At 48.4% G+C, this 20,606-nt stretch carries 12 protein-coding genes; 1 reads left to right on the forward strand and 11 read right to left on the reverse strand.

Features of this window, described 5'->3' with window-relative positions; all coding sequences use genetic code 11:
- Positions 1-11 precede the first annotated feature (11 nt).
- The 4 genes from IEY24_RS27475 to IEY24_RS27490 all read right to left on the reverse strand — a co-directional run bounded on the left by IEY24_RS27475 (position 12) and on the right by IEY24_RS27490 (position 5,688).
- Positions 12-1,952 carry a KUP/HAK/KT family potassium transporter gene (locus tag IEY24_RS27475; protein WP_188938512.1) on the reverse strand — a complete coding sequence of 647 codons (1,941 nt, stop codon included), beginning with the start codon at positions 1,950-1,952 and terminating at the stop codon, positions 12-14.
- Between the two features lie 53 nt (positions 1,953-2,005).
- Positions 2,006-2,977, reverse strand: a complete 972-nt coding sequence (locus IEY24_RS27480) for a hypothetical protein (RefSeq protein WP_188938513.1) — start codon at positions 2,975-2,977, stop codon at positions 2,006-2,008.
- Positions 2,978-3,079: 102 nt separating this feature from the next.
- Positions 3,080-5,224 (reverse strand): xanthine dehydrogenase family protein molybdopterin-binding subunit, encoded by a 2,145-nt coding sequence (locus IEY24_RS27485; protein ID WP_188938514.1) that lies wholly within the window; start codon positions 5,222-5,224, stop codon positions 3,080-3,082.
- 2 nt (positions 5,225-5,226) lie between these two features.
- The gene (locus IEY24_RS27490) at positions 5,227-5,688 is read right to left on the reverse strand and encodes a (2Fe-2S)-binding protein (protein ID WP_188938515.1); all 462 of its coding nucleotides are present in this window, start codon (positions 5,686-5,688) and stop codon (positions 5,227-5,229) included.
- Between the two features lie 251 nt (positions 5,689-5,939).
- Between IEY24_RS27490 and IEY24_RS27495 the strand changes: the two genes are divergently transcribed.
- A complete protein-coding gene (locus tag IEY24_RS27495; RefSeq protein ID WP_188938516.1) occupies positions 5,940-9,341 on the forward strand; it encodes a M12 family metallo-peptidase in 3,402 nt (1,133 codons plus the stop codon).
- Here the strand turns inward: IEY24_RS27495 and IEY24_RS27500 are convergent, their stop codons facing one another.
- The 7 genes from IEY24_RS27500 to rplK form a co-directional block, all read right to left on the reverse strand.
- A complete protein-coding gene (locus IEY24_RS27500) occupies positions 9,342-9,671 on the reverse strand; it encodes a DUF3467 domain-containing protein (RefSeq protein ID WP_041736494.1) in 330 nt (109 codons plus the stop codon). It lies immediately after the preceding gene.
- Positions 9,672-9,811: 140 nt separating this feature from the next.
- Positions 9,812-14,134, reverse strand: a complete 4,323-nt coding sequence (gene rpoC, locus IEY24_RS27505) for a DNA-directed RNA polymerase subunit beta' (RefSeq protein ID WP_188938517.1) — start codon at positions 14,132-14,134, stop codon at positions 9,812-9,814.
- An 81-nt stretch (positions 14,135-14,215) separates the two neighbouring features.
- Positions 14,216-18,082: a DNA-directed RNA polymerase subunit beta gene (gene rpoB / locus IEY24_RS27510; protein ID WP_188938518.1), complete on the reverse strand. Its 3,867-nt coding sequence runs from the start codon at positions 18,080-18,082 to the stop codon at positions 14,216-14,218.
- 278 nt (positions 18,083-18,360) lie between these two features.
- Entirely contained in the window at positions 18,361-18,744 is a 384-nt protein-coding gene (rplL, locus tag IEY24_RS27515; protein ID WP_019944912.1) for a 50S ribosomal protein L7/L12, read from the reverse strand.
- 90 nt (positions 18,745-18,834) lie between these two features.
- Positions 18,835-19,365 (reverse strand): 50S ribosomal protein L10, encoded by a 531-nt coding sequence (rplJ, locus tag IEY24_RS27520; protein ID WP_090381982.1) that lies wholly within the window; start codon positions 19,363-19,365, stop codon positions 18,835-18,837.
- Position 19,366: 1 nt separating this feature from the next.
- Entirely contained in the window at positions 19,367-20,065 is a 699-nt protein-coding gene (gene rplA, locus IEY24_RS27525; protein WP_188938519.1) for a 50S ribosomal protein L1, read from the reverse strand.
- Between the two features lie 36 nt (positions 20,066-20,101).
- Positions 20,102-20,551, reverse strand: a complete 450-nt coding sequence (gene rplK, locus IEY24_RS27530; RefSeq protein ID WP_019944910.1) for a 50S ribosomal protein L11 — start codon at positions 20,549-20,551, stop codon at positions 20,102-20,104.
- Between the last annotated feature and the right edge of the window lie 55 nt (positions 20,552-20,606).

Genomic DNA, 20,606 nt, shown 5'->3' on the forward strand with positions numbered 1-20,606 from the left:
CATTCAATTTCCTAACTATATACTCTTTTCATCCGGATTTTCTGGCTAGGTGTCAGTACCAGGGGCACCTTCTCTACCTTCACCGAACTGCTGTCGAGCCCAAACCATTTATCTTCCGAAGTGGTGGTGCTTTTAATTCCGAAATATATTTTCATAATCAGCTCCTCCATGAAAGGCAGATTGTTTTCCAGTGCCAAATAACGCTCGAGTACGATGAAACGGAAGTCACCTGTGATATTTTGCCGGCTCAATGACTCGTATCGGCTGGTAATATCCACCTCCTTGTTGAGCACCATATCTTCCACCACTTTACGGAAGAAAAGGTTAATGCGCTGCTCGATCCGGAAGCCGAGACGGAACGTCACTTTGATCACATCGTCCTCCGCCAGGATATTCACATGGTAGTCCATTGTGTAAGGTTCGTCGGTGGTTTCCACGTGCACAAACCAGTAAATATCAGCACGTTTCGGACGTTTATAGAAGATTGAATAAATGATTTTGGTCTCGATCTCGCTCTCGCGCGCCGCATTCGACATGAATATTAAGTGTGTCGAATATTTAGGTATGCTAATGTCGTTACTCAGTTCTTTCAGCTTACCGATGTATTTTTCCAGGCTTTCAAATTCCGTCAGGCGCAGCTTGATATAGTACGCTTTCAGCCAAACGGCAATCACCATCCCAATGACGGTTGCCAGTACGAGCGATACCCAGCCGCCATGTGTGAATTTCAACAGGTTGGCGGCGAGAAATGAACCTTCAATGGCCAGGTAAATGACCAGAAAAACGGCTACCATCCATTTGCTTACCCGTTTTACATACAAGTACACCGACATTAGGATCGTGGTCATGATCATCGTGAGGGTGATCGCAAGCCCATACGCGGCTTCCATATACGAGGATTCCTTGAAATACAATACAATGCCGATACAACCTGCCCAAAGCAGCCAGTTCACGCTCGGCACATATAGCTGGCCCTTCTTGTCGCTCGGGTAAACGAGTCTTACTTTTGGCCAGAAATTAAGACGGATAGCCTCCGAAATGAGTGTAAAGGAGCCGGTTATCAAAGCCTGGCTGGCAATAATGGCAGCCATTGTCGCGATACCGATCCCGGGTAACAGCCACCAGTCGGGCATGATTTCATAAAAAGGCTTCCGCCCATTCAACAGATCGCCTGAATGTACGATAAGCCATGCTCCCTGACCGAAATAGTTGAGGATCAAACAGGTTTTTACAAAAACCCAGCTGATTCGGATATTGCCCCGTCCGCAGTGTCCGAGGTCGCTATACAACGCCTCCGCGCCTGTTGTACAAAGGAAAACGGCGCCAAGCATCCAGAAACCGCCAGTATGGTTCGCGAGCAGTTGGTAGGCATAAACCGGACTGAGCGATTTCATGATCTCGGGATGATCGATCACTTGCGAAACACCCAACACGGCCAGCATCACGAACCAAATCATCATCACGGGACCAAATGCACGTCCTACGATGGTTGTTCCAAATACCTGAATGATGAACAGCAGCGTCAGAATGCCGATCACGATCGGTATCGTCTGAATGTCGGGATAAAGTATACGCAAGCCTTCCACGGCCGACGATACCGAAATGGGTGGAGTGATGATCCCGTCGGCCAGCAAGGTACTTGCGCCGATGATGGCTGGAACCGTCAGCCACGCTGCCCGCCGCCGTACCAGGGCGAATAACGCGAGGATCCCGCCTTCACCCTTGTTGTCGGCCCTGAGAATCAGGATCACATACTTGATGGTCGTTTGTAACGTAAGCGTCCAGAATATACACGACACGGCACCGTACACTACATCATTCGTAATTTTATTGGTACCGATTACGGCCTGCATTACGTAAAGGGGAGATGTACCGATATCTCCGTAAATAATCCCTAATGCGACTAAAAGGCCGGCAGCCGATGCTTTATCCAGGTGTTTATGCGAACCCATTGACTAGTTTGTTGAAATGCGGTGCGAATTTAGAAAAATCCGGCCGCTCTACGTTAAAAGGTGTAAAAGTCGTAAGTCACCTTCCATTTGATCTCCTGCCCCGGCTGGGCGGCGATCCTAATGTAAGGCTCTGGACAGGACGTGGTTGGGCAGGCCCAGTAAACCAGCTTTTCGAGCGGCTGATCGCAGGTAATCCTCACACCTGCCTTCGTTTTGGTATTCTCAATGCGGATATCGTAATCCTTCGCCGTAGGTCCGAAACCCTGCAAACCGGCGCTGAAAACCTGGTCGCCCCTGACAACCTCCCGCGAGTAGTTCAGCATTTTGCCATTTGCATTGATAATGCTCCCGAAACCTTTGCCCTCACCCTTCACTTCAAAAGGGAACACAATGCGGATATTCTCGTTCGACGGCTCGTTGTCGATCATGAAAAAGTTGTGGTTATAGGTGCTTGCCACAATGGGTTTGGAGCCGGTGTTTTTTAAAGTGTGTTCCAAAACGAGCTGCGGTTTGCCTTTTACGAGTTTTAAAGTCTTGAGATAATTGTAGCCATAACCAGTCTCATCTTTTAATTCATGGGCAAAAGCAACCTGGTCCTTGCCTTTCGTTACCGACCATTTGCCAGGATTTTTAATCGTATAATTCGTCGCGAACGAATACTTTTTGTCATCGGGCTTAGTCAAAACACCTACGCCGATCTTCACGAATTGCTCCCCTGGTTGGGTCTCGTCGAAATTCAATGGCGTAAACTCTTCCACCGGCCCCATAATCGCGTCGTGCAATTTGGGGTCATAAGGTGCCTGGTTCCATGCGCCGAAGTAAGTATGGCCCTTGTACTCCAAACTGGGCACCACACCCGCCCAATCGAATCGCACACCACGGTAATAGCCTTCATTCGCATCCGGCAGATAGAGCTTGGCTTTGATTAACCCGTTGGATATATCGGTTTCGGGGAAGTCGGCAACCGTAAATGCGGCTATACCGAGGGATAGCAAAGCAGAAAACAGCGTAACGATCTTTTTCATTTGTATTTCAATGGTTTAGGAAGAACGTAAATAAAAACAGTAAGATAAAAATGCGGTATCACATTTTCACCTTACTGTCTTACAATTTGCAATATTTAATACTTACGAAATCCCTTTAAATGCCTCTTCATTAATAAAAGGCTGATTCCGAAGCCGTTGCTTGGTGGCTTTGTAGAACGCATTGGCTACCGCACCTCCGGCAGGAGGCAATGCCGGTTCTCCGAGGCCGGTCGGCGATATACCGTTATCCACAAAATGCACATCCACCTCGGGAATTTCGTTCATACGGATCAGCCGGAAGCCGTTGAAGTTGCTCTGGTCCGGCGTGCCTCCTTTGAAAGTCATATTGCCGTACATCGCATGGCCGATTCCGTCCACCACTCCGCCGCGTACCTGCTGCAACGAGCCGCTTTTATTGATCACAATACCGCAATCGACCGCCGCAATAATGTTCTTCAATGCAGGCTTGCCTTTCTCAACCACCACTTCCCCTACCTGCGCCACATACGACCTGTGCGAGAAATAAACGGAAAAGCCTTGATGAACGCCTTTCTTTTTGCCCCAGTTGCTTTTCTCCGCTGCCAGCTTGATCACCGCGATCATCCGGTCGACATCATATTTTACCTCACCAGCCGGTGATTTTTTAGCCTTTTCCAAAAGTGCAAGCCTGAATTCCACCGGGTCTTTGCCAGCCGCCTCAGCCACTTCATCAATAAACGACTGCTCGGCATAGGCCAGGAAGTTGGTAATAGGAGCGCGCCACGGGCCGGTCGTGATCGCAGATTTATGCTCCACGGAGTCAATCAGCAGGTTGTCGACAGAGCCCGACGGGAAGTTATCCTCCCGGGTAGGATTACCCGAGTTAATGCCGACACCACGTAGCTTGTAGCCGATCAGTTCATTGTTTTTATCCAATGCAGCCTCAAAACGGTAACGAACGGCGGGGCGGTAAGTACCGCCGGTCATGTCGTCTTCCCGCGTCCAGATTACCTTCACAGGTGCTTTTACCAGTTTAGAAACGTGCACGGCTTCAATAGCAAAGTCGGCCGAAAGCCGGCGACCGAATCCGCCTCCCTGCCGTGTGATTTCGACAGTGATTTTTTCTGGAGGCAGGCCGGTGATTTTGGCCGCTTCCCCGCGTGCGCGGTCGGGTGTCTGCGTAGGGCCTACAAGCTCCACGCCGTCCTCTCGTACGTGCGCGAAGAAGTTCATTGGCTCCAATGGGCTGTGAGGCAGGAACGGGCATTGGTATTCTGCCTTGATAACCTTGGCAGCGCTCTTGAATGCCGCTTCCACATCTCCGTTTTTACGGCGGACAGTCGCTTCGCCATTATCCATCAGGTTAGAGAAAATACGGTTGTGGTCTTCCGAGCTTTCGAGGTCGGCTGCTTTTTCGTACTCGATTTTGAGTACCTCGCGTGCTTTTTTGCATTGCCAGGTCGATTTACCGACTACCGCCACACTGTTTTCGAAAGTAACCACGTCCACAATACCCGGCATTGCCTTCGCAGCCGCCGAGTCCACCGATTTTAATTTAAACCCAAAGGCTTTTGGCCGCTGAATAATTGCGAAAAGCATTCCCTCGCGATAGAAATCAAGGCCAAAAAGCGGCTTGCCCGTTGCGATATTCTTGTTGTCAACATTCCTGACCGACTGGCCGATCAGTCTGAATGTCTTTTCGTCTTTCAGTTTAATGTCCGTTGGCGCGGTTAGCTTGCCGGCTGCCTCCGCAAATTCGCCATAGCTAGCCGACTTACCCGATGCTTTGTGAAGCAACTTGCTATCCGCAGTGGTGATTTCCGAAGCCGGAACACCCCATTTGGCCGCTGCTGCATTCACGAGCAGGAAACGCGCCGTCGCGCCCGCCTTGCGCAGGCGCTCCCACGAATGCGGAACGGCACCGCTACCGCCCGTTACCTGGCGTTCAAACTGTGCGCTATCCAATTTGCCTTGTACCGTTTTTACGAGTTTCCAGTCGGCGTCCAGCTCTTCGGCAACCACCATAGGAAATGCCGTTTTAATACCCTGCCCGATTTCCGGGTTTGGAGAAACGATGGTAATGCTGTTGTCCGAACTGATTGACAAATAGCTATTGAACTTCACCGATCCCGCGGCGATCTGCTGAGCGTCGACCACCACTGGTGCTGCCGTCGAGTCCGACCAGTTAAAACCCAGGAACAAACCGCCACCGGCCGCTGCCGCGATCTTCATGAAGTCGCGACGCGATGCTTGATTGATTGTGCTCATGGTCAGTTGGTTTTAGTGGCTGCTACTTTCACTGCCTCGCGTATGCGGTGGTAAGTTCCGCAACGGCACAGGTTGCCGCTCATCGCCCCGACGATTTCTTCTTCGGTCGGTTTGGGTTTTTCTTTGAGGAACGCCGCGGCGGTCATGATCTGGCCGGCCTGGCAATAGCCGCATTGCGCTACATCCACCTCGTCCCAGGCTTTCTGAACCGGGTGGTCGCCTTTTTCGGATAGTCCCTCGATTGTCGTCACTTTCGCCTTACCTACCGATGATACCGGTAACACACAGGAACGGACCGCCTTGCCATCGAGGTGAACCGTACAGGCACCGCATTGGGCGATCCCGCATCCGTATTTGGTACCCACAAGGCCCAGATTGTCGCGCAATACCCACAGCAGCGGAGTGTCGCCCTCCACATCTGCGCTGTATGCACGGTTGTTGATTGATAATTTGAACAATGCCATGGTGAATAAATTGAGTTTAGAAATAATCGCGTGAGGGCAGCAGATACCTAAATTAGTCAAATTGTGGCAAAGTTGCTTGTTATCACAGGATTATCCCACTAGAAGTATACGATTTCAAAAGTTTACTTTTCTCAACCGGTGGATACAACGGCGTGAACAGCTTTCAGTGTCCATACAAAAAACCGAAATTCATTCATTCTAACGCATTTTTGGTTACTTAGAATAATGTTAGTTAACTCCCTTCCATCGCTATGCGCCTTTTCTACCTTACAATACTCACATTCCTTGCGTTTTCCAGTGCCATCGCTCAGCAAAAACCGGTGCGTTGCGGGACAAGTGACGATGCAATACCGCAGGATGTGCTCCGCAATATGGCAAGGTTACCTGCCATCATGCGACAGCAAAAAGCCAGGGTAGGCGCCGGGGAAATGAATATCTGCCGCATTCATATTGAAGTGGATTACAAGACTTTTGTCAAGTTCGAGCAGGACACTAATGTCATTTTTAGGAAAGTATTGGAAGACATTGAAAAGGTCTCGGAAGTGTACGAGAAGGAAATCAATACCAGAATGCTCGTGACGAATATCCGGATATTCAAAAATCCCGACACTGATCCGTTTGCAGCCAGCGAGAATATCTTTTCCCTGCTCGACATTCTGACCAACCTTCCTCCCGCAGCGCCGAACTTCGACAAGCGCGCCTATTTCTACACCAAACCGGTTACCGGCAATGCGTCGGGGGTAGCTTATATAGGAGGTGTTACGAGTGTTTCAATGCTGGGGATGCCGCAATTGATGATGCATGAATTCGGGCACAATTTCGCGTCGCCCCATACGCATAGCTGTTACTGGCCGGGAGGTCCTATCGACTTCTGTTCAAGTCCGGAGGGTGGTTGTTACGACAAGGCGATTGAAGTGCTTACCGACAGGTCCGGCACCCTGATGAGCTACTGCATTTGGGAACCCACGTTCCACCCCCTTTCCCAGGCGATCATGCGGAATCATGCAGATAATGCGTTTTCAAAAATCACTTCCGCTCCGGAAGCACCGAAATTGAGTGCAAATAAGGTGGTTTCGAGAGGCGATTTTCTGATCTGGCCAGTGATCACCAATGCGTTGTCGTACGAAGTCAGTTATGCCGACAATCCCGACTTCACCGGCAGTAAAACCGTTTCCGTTCCGTTCAACGGTTTTCATGTGAAAGACTTTGCCCAGGGCGCTACCATTTATCTTAAAATTAAATCCCTGAATACACTGGGAAGTTCTGCATGGTCGGAGCCTGTTCAAATGACAATAGGTGCGGGACAGCTTCCTCCTCCGGACGTTGCTGCACCGGAAGCATCCCCGATCGCCCAACAGGGCAGACCTTTTCTGTTACCCTATTCAGAAGTTTCCGGCGCTACGGGTTACGAAATCCAAACGGCCGGTATCAACGATGTTTCATTCGATTACCCATACTTTTCCGCTACTTCAAGCTCCTCGGCCTTTTATTATACGCCCGATTATCCGATGACTGTCAGATGGCGCGTCCGGGCATTCAACGATCAGGACAAAGGCAAGTGGTCCGATGCCGGCTTCTTCTCCGTCAATCCTACTCCCGGATATCAACTGTATGTCCCGGTTTCTGAAAACATGCCTACCTCTTTTCCTTTCTGCTACTTTCCGATGATTCCGTATTCAAAACTGAATATCACAATCGCCGATAATCAATCATTTACCCATCCGATTGTCAAGAAGGAGTATTCGAATTTTGGAACGGTAAGCGATGTTGTGTCAAATCTGCCCGCGAACAGTCAGCTATATTTCAGACTTGAAGAATGGAACCTGAGTAGTCCGAATTTCCCGCTTAAAAAAATCATAGACTATACGTTCCCTTTTAAAACCGGCAGCCAGTCTTTACCGGGCAATCTTACATTTTTATCAAGCCTCGACCCAGGTGTTTTCGATCAATCCTATCCGAGAATTGCCGCCACAGCCGAAAACTTATGGCTGACATCCCAAAGCAATGGTTATATCAGGTTAAACAATGAAGATCTTTCCTATAAAGTCTTCAACCGGAAAAACACCGACGGCCTGATCGGCTTTACATCTGCGGCCGTTACAATGCAGACAGATGACAGCCTCAAACTGCATATCATAGGCCAGGAAAGTAATTCCAACTTTCGCAGGGTTGAACTCGTCGACGACACGCCCGATAGCAATGCATCGGTAAACCGGTTCTATTCCTCCGATTATTTCCTGGATTTCAGTCCATCACACAAGATTTACTGGAATAGTAACACCATTTACAAGGAAGAAAATCGTACGCTTGTTCCATTCAAAACAGTAGATTATGGCTGGAATTTCCGCAAAGTTGTGATTACGGCCGGTAAGATGTGGATATTGGTTTACAGCAATACCGGCCTCGGAGAGATCATATTGGCGGATCCCTCATCCGGTGCTGAGACAGCGCGGATCAATTCCTTCACCCACCCCGAATTGTTGGCAAATATGGAACAATTTGTACTCGGAAAGGACGGAAAGCTGATGATCATGCAGTACGATCCGAGTTTCAATGGCTATCGGCTTGCATTTTGGGATAAGCAAAAATGGTCGATTCTAAGACCATGGGATGTCCCATTTTCAGGCGGTACCATCCAGGCCATCGCGAGCGATCGTGCCGGGAATTTCTATGTGCTGTCGGACGGGGAACAAACTCGCGTGTTTAAATACGATGGTTCTGTTTGGAAAAAAGTGGGGTCGGATATTCCCTTTCGCAATATTGCCACCAACATTGTTCCCGGCGAAAATGATCATATCTGGCTTACAGGCCAGTATGGCGTGGCACGGCTGACCGCGACACAGCTCGACCTGGTTGAGACCGATAAAGCAGAGTATTGTGTGAATGACAGCGTTACGGTGACAATGAATGTCGGAGGGAAAGTAAATGCCACCAAGCCATTTACCGTTGTGTTGAAAAAAGCGAACGGGGACACTGAATCGGTGCCTAACGTCTTTGCCAGCAGCAACAAAATAAGCTTCATTATTCCTGATGGAGTCACAGGGCCGGAGGTCGAAATACACGTAAAAAGCGCAGAGCCGGAGGTCAATTCGAGCAATGCATTGCGCGTGGTAATTCACGGTTTGCCGCTTTTTACGATGTCCGTGACCCAGTCGGTCCTGAGACCGTTGGTAGATACCGCCACGGTTAACATCCAATTGACCGGAGAAAAACCGTGGGCGTTCACAATCTGGAACGGCGACTCAGTTTCTACGGAATTATCCAATTATTCCCGGCCGTATGTTCTGCATAATTATCTTGGCGAAAACCTGACCATCAGCGGTTTGAGAGACAAGCATTGTTACAGCCGGAATGTGGGCAATAGTATTCAGATTCAGGCTAATCTGATTACAGGAGTCGCCGAACCATCGTGGCCTGGGGTGAAAGTTTATCCGAATCCAAGTGCGGGTAAGATCTTACTCGAATTTGAAAACCAAAATAACAAGCCATTCGAATACCACATTGCGGACTCGAAAGGTGTTATCGTGGATTCCATGCAAATTAGTGGGAAGCTTACCGAATGGGATATCAGTAGGCTGAGCGCGGGAACGTATATTTTGTGGACCGTTCAAAATGGCAGTAAACGGTCCTGGAAAATCATCAAAAATAAATGATCAAGCCTCGCCGCCGGGACCGCCAAAACTGATCGGGAAGTTGAATGTAGGCTCGCTATCCTGTGAATTTTGAATAGGGCCGTATTGGTCCTCGTATTTCTGGATGTTATCACGCAATGCGGCTACGAGGCGTTTGGCATGCTCCGGGGTTACGATAATCCGGGCTTTCACCTTCGCGCGCGGCACGCCGGGCATGAGGCGGATGAAGTCAAGAATGAATTCGCTGTTGGAATGGGCGATCATCGCCAGGTTGGAATAAACACCTTCTGCCATTTCTTCCGACAGTTCCACATTGATCTGTTGTTCGTTTTCCTTGTTTTCTTCTTTCATTGCTGGTTTTAAATAGCTGCGCTATCGAAATTAATGGGGAAATTACTAAAAATACCGCGCTTGGAAAAGCCCGGCTTGGAAAGCAAAGAGCCGGTCCTGCATTTGCAGGCCGGCTCTTTGCTTTCTCATATTCAGTCGGATTACGCCAACTCTTTTTTCTTGCGGGATTGTCTCTCGCGAGAATCTGACAGCGCATCGTATTCTTCTTTCGATCCTACGATCAGGTTTTCGTATTGACGCATACCTGTACCAGCAGGGATCAGGTGACCAACGATCACATTCTCCTTCAAACCTTTCAGTTCGTCGCGTTTTCCACGAACAGCCGCTTCGCTCAGTACTTTGGTTGTTTCCTGGAATGAAGCCGCGGAAACAAAGCTTTCAGTACCCAAAGAAGCTTGTGTGATACCCATCAAGGTAGGTCTCGCAACTGCTGCTTGCGCATCACGGGCAGTAACCAGTTTAAGGTCACGACGTTTCAGGCTTGAATTCTCATCGCGCAAACGACGAACCGAAACGATCATACCTGGCTTCAGTGTCTCGGAGCTACCAGAGTCTTCAACTACTTTCATATCCAGGATCTTGTCGTTCTCCTCGCGGAATACCACGCGGTCGACAGCCTGCATTTCGAGGAAGTTGGTGTCACCAGCGTCCAGGATATCCACTTTCTGCATCATCTGGCGTACGATACACTCGATGTGTTTATCGTTGATCTTCACACCTTGCAGACGGTATACTTCCTGAATCTCATTCACCAGGTACTCCTGAACCGCGGTTGGTCCTTTGATAGAAAGGATATCCGCAGGCGTGATAGCACCATCGGAAAGCGGGTCACCGGCTCTTACGAAGTCACCATCCTGAACGAGGATGTGTTTCGAAAGAGGTACCATGTAACGGCGTTGTGTTCCGTCTTTCGATTCGATATGGATTTCACGGTTACCGCGTTTTACGCCACCATAAGATACTACACCGTCGATTTCAGAAACCGTTGCTGGGTTCGATGGGTTACGTGCTTCGAACAATTCGGTCACACGTGGCAGACCTCCCGTGATATCGCGTGTTTTACCAACAACACGTGGGATTTTCGCCAGCGGCTGACCAGCCTTGATAGCTGCACCTGCCTTCACAACCAAACGTGCACCCACAGGAAGGTTATAACCTTTTTCAGTCTGATCTTTCAACAAGGTAGACTTACCTTTCACCACGATAGCCGGGTTTTTGGTTTTGTCACGCGTTTCAATGATCACCGACTCCTGGAAGCCTGTTTGTTCGTCAAATTCTTCACGGAATGTGATACCTTCCTCGATAGCGTCGAAGGAAACAGTTCCGGTGAATTCAGAAAGGATTACCGCGTGATAAGGGTCCCAGGTACAAAGTTCCTGTCCTTTAAACACGGTGTCGCCTTCTTTCACTTGCAAATGTGCACCGTAAGGTACGTTGTTCGAGATCAGGAGTTGTTTCGTTTCAGGGTGAACAACTTTCACTTCACCTGAACGGCCCATTACTACTGTTACTTCGTCGCCTTCTGAGTTAACAGATTGTACTAAACGAAGGTCTTCGAACTGGATCAAACCGTCGAATTTCGCTTTGATGTTGGCTTCAACAGAGATGTTGGAAGCCGTACCACCCACGTGGAATGTACGGAGTGTCAGCTGTGTACCTGGCTCACCGATTGACTGGGAAGCGATTACACCAACTGCCTCACCGATGTTCACCATCTGGGCAGACGCCAAGCTGCGTCCGTAGCATTTTGCACAAACACCATCGCGGGTTTCGCAAGTCAGTACCGAACGGATTTCAACAGTTTCAATAGCCGTCTCGTCAATGTAAGCAGCAATTTCTTCTGTGATTTCCTGTCCTGATGTAAGGATCAATTCGTTGGTCAACGGATCGAATACATCGTGTACACTTACACGACCAAGGATACGCTCTGACAATGGCTCTACGATATCCTCATTATCTTTCAATGCAGAGATCGCGATACCGCGGAGCGATCCGCAGTCTTCTTCCACTACTACCACGTCCTGTGCAACGTCGTGCAAACGACGGGTCAGGTAACCCGCATCCGCAGTTTTCAACGCTGTATCGGCCAAACCTTTACGCGCACCGTGGGTAGAGATAAAGTATTCCAAAACGTCCAAACCTTCCTTAAAGTTAGAAAGGATCGGGTTTTCGATGATTTCACCCGCACCACCAGCGATGTTTTTCTGAGGCTTGGCCATAAGACCCCTCATACCACCCAACTGACGGATCTGCTCGCGGGAACCGCGGGCTCCGGAGTGCATCATCATATAGATTGAGTTGAATCCGCCTTTGTCTGATTCCAGCTGCTTCATCAACGTTTCTGTAATGCGTGAGTTAACGCGCGTCCAGATATCGATCACCTGGTTGTAACGTTCGTTCTCGGTGATCAAACCCATCAGGTAGTTGTTCCAGACGTTTTCAACGTCGGCTTTCGCCTGCTCGATGAGTTTTTCTTTTTCACTTGGAACCATTACATCGTCCAATCCCATTGACAAACCACCTTTGAAGGCCATTTGGAAACCAAGCTCTTTGATTTCGTCAAGGAATTGTGCGGTACGGGCCACACCAGCCTGTTTGAATACCAAACCGATGATCTGCTGAAGTTTCTTTTTAGTCAACAGTTCGTTGATATAACCCACTTCCTCAGGAACGGCCTGGTTGAACAGGATACGTCCTGCTACGGTATCAACCAGTTTGGTTTCAAATGTATTGTCGTCGTTGCGTACGCGCAGACGGCATTTGATATTCGCATGTTTTGAAAGCTTGCCTTCATTGATCGCGATGATAACTTCATCAGGACCGTAGAAGATTTTGCCTTCTCCGATGATCGGGTATTGTTCTGTGCTTACACGTCCTTTGGTCACATAATACAGACCCAAAACCATGTCCTGAGATGGTACCGTGATTGGTGCACCGTTGGCAGGGTTCAGGATGTTGTGCGAAGAAAGCATGAGCATAGACGCTTCCAATACGGCTTCCTGACCCAGCGGTACGTGTACCGCCATCTGGTCACCGTCAAAGTCAGCGTTGAATGCCGTACAAACCAATGGGTGAAGCTGGATCGCTTTTCCTTCGATCAGTTTAGGCTGGAATGCCTGGATACCCAAACGGTGAAGTGTCGGAGCACGGTTAAGCAATACCGGGTGACCTTTCAGTACGTTTTCGAGAATATCCCAGATCACAGGATCCTTGCGGTCTACGATCTTCTTCGCTGATTTTACAGTTTTAACGATTCCGCGCTCGATCAGCTTACGGATAATGAACGGCTTGAAAAGTTCAGCCGCCATATCTTTTGGCAAACCGCATTCGTGCAGTTTCAATTCAGGACCTACCACGATAACCGAACGACCAGAGTAGTCGACACGCTTACCCAGCAAGTTTTGACGGAAACGGCCTTGCTTACCTTTCAGCATGTCTGAAAGTGATTTCAAAGCACGGTTACCTTCTGAACGTACCGCATTCACTTTACGGCTGTTATCGAAAAGCGAGTCAACCGCTTCCTGCAACATCCGTTTTTCGTTACGCAAGATCACCTCAGGTGCCTTGATCTCGATAAGGCGTTTCAGACGGTTGTTACGGATAATTACACGACGGTAAAGGTCGTTCAAATCCGAAGTCGCGAAACGGCCACCATCCAGGGGCACAAGCGGACGCAATTCTGGTGGAATAACCGGTACCATTTTGATCACCATCCATTCAGGGCGGTTTTCGATACGGGTATTCGCATCACGGAATGCTTCTACTACTTTCAGGCGCTTCAAAGCTTCCGCTTTACGTTGCTGTGAAGTGTCGGTAGCAGCCTGGTGACGGAGCTCGTAAGAAAGTTCGTCAAGCTTAATGCGGCTCAACAGCATTTCCAGTGCATCGGCACCCATTCTCGCGATGAATTTGTTGGGATCCGTGTCAGGAAGCAACTGATTCTCGCGTGGAAGTTTGTCGATGATGTCGAGGTATTCATCTTCGGTCAGGAAGTCGAGGTAGCTTACGCCGTCCTCTTCCTTGATACCTGGCTGAACAACCGCGTACCGTTCGTAATAAATGATCTGGTCGAGTTTCTTGGTAGAAAGTCCCAGCAGGTAACCGATTTTGTTCGGCAAGCTGCGGAAGTACCAGATATGTGCAACAGGAACCACCAGTTCAATGTGACCCATGCGCTCGCGGCGAACCTTTTTCTCGGTTACCTCTACACCGCAACGGTCGCAGATAATTCCTTTGTAACGAATGCGCTTGTATTTCCCGCAGTGGCATTCCCAGTCTTTTACAGGACCAAAAATGCGCTCGCAGAACAGACCGCCCATCTCCGGCTTGTAGGTCCGGTAGTTGATGGTCTCAGGCTGGGTTACTTCACCGAAGGAGCTTTCTAGGATAGACTCCGGTGACGCCAGACTGATCGTCATTCTGGAAAAGTCGCTATTTAATTTTTTATTCTTTTTGAAAGACATAATAAAGAGTCGTTTGTCTGTTAGTCGAAACTAATTTGTTTGCATTTCTATGGCGCGGTCACCCGCGCCAACGACTAGAAATTAGTCCAGTGTAATCTCCAATGCTAGTCCGCGAAGTTCGTGGACAAGTACGTTGAATGACTCTGGGATATTTGGTTTCGGAAGGTTTTCACCTTTCACGATCGCTTCATACGCTTTGGCACGGCCAACCACATCATCGGATTTCACAGTAAGGATCTCCTGAAGAATGTGCGATGCACCGAACGCTTCAAGCGCCCACACTTCCATCTCACCGAAACGCTGTCCACCGAACTGCGCTTTACCACCCAATGGTTGCTGGGTAATGAGCGAGTATGGCCCGATAGAACGCGCGTGCATTTTGTCGTCAACCAAGTGGCCCAGTTTCATCATGTACATCAGACCGACAGTTACCGGCTGGTCAAACTGCTCACCAGTAAGACCATTGTACAGATAAGTACGTCCCCAATCCGGCAGACCTGCTTCTTTCAACTCAGCAGCAACTTCCGCTTCAGTAGCACCGTCAAAGATCGGTGTTGCGTAGCGGCGGCCGAGTTTCAGACCAGCCCATGCAAGGATGGTTTCGTAAATCTGACCGATGTTCATACGTGAAGGTACCCCAAGTGGGTTCAACACGATGTTTACCGGTGTTCCGTCTTCAAGGAATGGCATATCTTCGTCACGAACGATACGGGCTACAACCCCTTTGTTACCGTGGCGACCCGCCATTTTATCCCCAACTTTCAGTTTACGTTTCTTGGCGATGTATACTTTCGCCAGTTTCACGATACCAGCAGGTAGTTCGTCGCCCACTTCCAATGCGAAACGATCGCGTTTGAAGCGGCCCATAACTTCGCTGCGCGCATTCAGGTAGTTTTTCAACACCAATGAAACCTGAAGGTTTACGTTGCTGTCCTCGGTCCATGAGTCGGTCAGAACGTCTCCGATGAGGTTAACCTCCTCAGGAACTGCATACTGGCTTTCGTCACGGTACGGGTTGTTGGCAGGGAACAGGTTCTCGGAGATATTTCTCACGTTGAACTTCATTCCTTTGCTGATCAGCTCGTCGCCGAATTTATGTTTTACACCCGAGCTTGTTTTGCCTTCCGTCAATGTTACCAGCTTATCGATCACGCGACCGCGCAATGCAGTCAGATCGCGGCTGTATTTTTTCATCAACAGACGAAGCTCGTCCTTATGTTTTGCACGCTCTTCTTTGGTTGGGCGGGAGAACAGTTTGGTATCGATTACCACACCTTTCATCGATGGTGGTGCCTTTTTCGAAGCATCCTTCACATCGCCAGCCTTATCACCGAAGATTGCACGAAGCAGTTTTTCCTCAGGGGTAGGATCAGATTCTCCTTTTGGAGTGATCTTACCAATCAGGATATCACCTTCTTTTACTTCTGTTCCTACCTGGACAATACCGTTTTCGTCGAGGTTCTTCACAGTTTCCTCGCTTACGTTCGGGATCTCGGCAGTCAATTCTTCTTCTCCGCGTTTGGTATCACGTACTTCGAGCTCAAATTCTTCGATGTGGATCGAAGTAAAGATATCTTCGCGTACTACTTTTTCAGAGATTACGATCGCATCCTCGAAGTTGTATCCCTGCCAAGGCATGAATGCAACCAGAAGGTTACGGCCCAATGCAAGCTCACCGCCTTCTGTACCATATCCCTGGCAAAGCGGCTCTCCCTTCTTCACTTTCTGGCCTTTAAGAACCATTGGTTGAAGGTTAAGGCAGGTATCCTGGTTGGTACGACGGAATTTCACGAGGTCGTAAGAAACGCTGTCGTCGATAAAGCTAACAAGGCGGTCATCGTCTGTACGGTCGTATTTAACGACGATCTTCTTCGCATCCACGAATTCGATTTCGCCGTCGCCTTCCGCTACTACCAATGCACGGGAGTCCATTGCCACGCGGCGTTCCAGACCAGTTCCTACGATAGGAGCCTGCGGACGCAACAGAGGCACCCCCTGGCGCTGCATGTTAGATCCCATCAAGGCACGGTTCGCATCATCGTGTTCAAGGAACGGAATCAACGAAGCCGCTACCGATACGATCTGGTTCGCAGCAACGTCCATATACGATGCTTGCGAAGGATCCACCATCGGGAAGTCACCTTCGAAACGCGTTTTGATTTTCTCAACAGTGAAGTTTCCTTCTTTATCAACAGACGCATTCGCCTGCGCGATGTATTTGGAATCTTCTTCTTCCGCTGTCATGTAGATCAGCTCGTTGGTCAGCTTACCTGCACTGTCGATCACACGGTAAGGTGTTTCGATGAAGCCCATACCGTTCACTTTTGCAAATACGCAAAGTGACGAGATCAGACCAATGTTCGGACCTTCCGGAGTTTCGATCGTACACAGACGACCATAGTGGGTGTAGTGAACGTCACGAACCTCGAAACCTGCTCTTTCACGGGAAAGACCACCTGGTCCAAGTGCCGACATACGACGCTTGTGGGTAATCTCAGCCAATGGGTTCGTTTGATCCATGAACTGAGAAAGCTGGTTGGTACCGAAGAACGAGTTGATTACAGATGACAATGTTCTTGCATTGATCAAATCAACAGGTTTGAAATCTTCGTTGTCCCGTACGTTCATACGCTCCTTAATGGTACGCGCCATACGTGCAAGACCTACGCCGAACTGTGCATAAAGCTGCTCGCCCACCGTACGTACACGACGGTTTGACAAGTGATCGATATCATCGACTACCGCTTTCGCATTGATCAGACCGATCAGGTATTTCACGATGGAAACAATATCACCGGTTGTCAGAACGCGAACGTCGAGGCTGGTATCCGATCCCAGTTTCTTGTTGATCCGGTAACGGCCTACATCACCCAGGTCATAACGTTTATCCGAGAAGAACAAGCTCTGGATCACGTCTCGTGCAGTTTGCTCATCAGGAGCTTCTGCATTACGCAGTTGACGGTAAATTTGCTCAACAGCTTCCTTGTCGGAGTTTGAGCTATCTTTTTGAAGCGTATTATAAATGATATTATAATCCGCTACGTTCATGTCTTCTTTGTGCATGATGATCGACTTCTGCCCTGATTCCAGGATTACATCGATATCATCCGCTGAAATGGAAGAGTCACGTTCCAGCAACACTTCGTTACGCTGGATAGAAACTACCTCGCCGGTATCCTCATCCACGAAGTCCTCAGTCCATGTACGGAGAACCCTTGCCGCCAACCGGCGTCCTACTGCCTTTTTCAGGTTAGCAGGTGTTGCGCTGATTTCCTCCGAAAGGCCGAACAGGTCGAGGATATCTTTATCAGATCCGAAACCGATCGCTCTCAAAAGGGTTGTTACAGGGAACTTCTTCTTACGGTCGATGTACGCGTACATCACGTTATTCACGTCCGTAGAGAATTCGATCCAGGAACCTTTGAATGGAATAATCCGCGCAGAATATAGTTTAGAACCGTTGGTGTGCTTGCTCATAGAGAAGAACACGCCCGGTGAACGGTGAAGCTGAGATACGATTACGCGCTCAGCACCATTGATTACGAACGAACCGCGTTCGGTCATGTAAGGAATGTTCCCGAGGAACACTTCCTGCTCAATGGTTTCAAATTCTTCATGATCGGCGTCGTTACAGATCAGCCGCAGTTTCGCCTTTAAAGGTACTGCGTAAGTCAGACCGCGATCAATGGATTCGTCGACAGAATACTTCGGTGGTTCAAGGAGGTAATCGATGAACTCGAGAACGAAATTCTCACGAGAGTCGGCGATGGGGAAGTTTTCAGCGAAAACTTTGTACAATCCTTCTCCGGAACGGTCTTCAACCGATGTATCCAGACTAAAGAAATCACGGAACGATTGTACCTGGATTCCCAAAAGATCAGGATAATCGATAATCTGATTAATCCGAGAGAAGTTCTTTCTTGGTGTTTTTGGATTAATTGTAGCCAAGGCTATGTGTGATTTGGGTTAGCAGAAAAACTAATTAGTTTTAACCTAATCTAATGCCTCGTAGAAGAGTAAAGTTGACGCCCCTGTTCTCCTTTCCTACGAGTAAAGAAGTGTTTCGGGCAGTCAGCTTGGGGAGATTATGGGGGGCGAACTCGTCACCACCTTAACCAGAACGATAAAAAAGTGCTTTTCGTTTGGTTTGTATACAAAACAGGAAAAGACCTGACGGTTGTCAGGCCTATTCCCGTAGAATTTATTTTCTAATGCTGTGGAGCAAATTACTTCACTTCAACTTCTGCACCAGCTTCTTCAAGTTGCTTTTTCAAAGCGTCAGCTTCGTCTTTCGCAACACCTTCTTTTACAGGTTTTGGAGCGCCGTCAACGAGTTCTTTCGCTTCTTTCAGGCCAAGACCAGTAAGGTCTTTAACCAATTTCACAACAGCAAGTTTACCTGCACCAGCTGATTTCAAAATCACATCGAAAGATGTTTTTTCTTCAACTGCAGGAGCATCGCTACCACCACCAGCAGGACCTGCCACTACTACTGCACCAGCTGCTGCTGGCTCAATGCCGTACTCGTCTTTAAGAATTGTAGCCAATTCGTTCACTTCTTTAACCGTAAGGTTAACAAGCTGTTCTGCGAAAGCTTTCAAATCTGCCATTTTTATTTTGATTTTTTTGATTATACAATAAGATGATTTAAAAAAGCTCCATTTAATATTAACCCGGAGAGCTAGACCTGGCTATTCAAATTAGTCCTCTTTTTCAGATAAAGTTTTGAGGATACCGGCCAGGTTCTGTCCGCCGCTTGTAAGAGCGCCGATAACATTTTTGGCAGGCGATTGCAACAATCCGATCACTTCGCCGATCAGTTCTTGTTTCGATTTCAGAGAAATCAGAACGTCCAGCTGGCTTTCTCCAACGAAAAGGGCAGTATCCACAGAAGCTCCTTTAAACTTCAGTTTGTCGCTACCTGATTTCTTTTTGAAATCCTTAATCAGTTGTGCAGGAACTTTACCTGACTCCGGGTGAAACATTACTCCGGAAAATCCTTTCAACACTTCGTCGAAAGAAGAATAGTCCGTATCTAGTGTTTCAAGCGCTTTTTTAATCAATGTATTCTTCACAACACGATACTCAACACCACGCTCGAAGCAAAGGCCTCTGAGGGTGTTCACCTCGCTCACGGTCATACCCGTCGCGTTGGTAATGTAGAAGTACGGCGTGCTGGCGAATTTCTGACTTAACTCGTCAATAATTACTGCTTTTTCTTCCCGTGTCATATTACAGTCCTGGAATCGTGTTTTTGTCAATAATAACACCCGGGCTCATCGTGCTTGACAAGTGAATGCTTTTTACGTAAGTACCTTTTGCCGATGAAGGCTTAAGGCGAACCAAGGTATTGATAACCTCCGTTGCATTCTGTGCAAGCTGATCAGTTCCGAAAGATACCTTTCCGATGCTCGTGTGAATGATACCGGTTTTGTCAACTTTGAAGTCGATTTTACCAGCCTTCACCTCTTTTACAGCTTTCGCTACATCCGGAGTTACAGTTCCTGACTTAGGGTTTGGCATCAAGCCGCGAGGACCTAATACTTTACCAAGTCTACCTACTTTTGCCATTACACTTGGCATTGTAATAATCACGTCGATGTCTGTCCAGCCTTGCTCGATTTTTGTAATGTATTCGTCAAGACCAACATAATCCGCTCCTGCCTCTTTCGCTTCTGCCTCCTTGTCGGGAGTACACAATACAAGTACACGAACTTCTTTGCCGGTTCCGTGTGGCAATGTTACCACGCCACGCACCATTTGGTCAGCTTTACGAGGATCTACGCCCAAACGAACGTCGATATCTACGGAAGCATCAAATTTGGTATAGGAAATCGTCTTCAGAACATCCGCAGCTTGCTCCAGGGTAAACGCCTGGGTTGCGTCGTATTTTGAAAGAGCTTCTTTTTGCTTTTTGGTCAATTTTCCCATGTTCTTTGTTTCTTTGGCGTATTTATTAATCTACGCTCAGTTGTTTTCTTCCCATGGGGCTTTGCCAGCCACGGTGATACCCATACTACGAGCCGTTCCCGCGATCATTTTCATAGCAGACTCTACGGTGAAGCAGTTCAGGTCGGGCATTTTTGTTTCAGCGATCGTTTTAACTTGATCCCATGAAACTGATCCTACCTTGATACGGTTTGGCTGAGCCGAACCTGTTTTCACTTTTGAGGCTTCCAGAAGAAGAATAGCGGCCGGGGGGGTTTTGATGACGAAGTCGAAAGACTTGTCTTTGTAGTATGTAATAACTACCGGCAATACCACACCCATTTTATCCTGGGTACGGCCATTGAACTGCTTGCAAAACTCCATGATATTCAAACCCTTCGATCCTAATGCAGGACCAATCGGAGGTGATGGGTTGGCTTGGCCACCTTTCACCTGCAGTTTGACGTATCCACCTATTTCTTTTGCCATTGTTTTGGAATTTGTCGGTTCATTGATTGACTAGCGGCTCACATGCAGTTGGAAG

It is taken from the genome of Dyadobacter endophyticus (genome assembly GCF_014641595.1).
GTDB lineage: Bacteria > Bacteroidota > Bacteroidia > Cytophagales > Spirosomataceae > Dyadobacter > Dyadobacter endophyticus.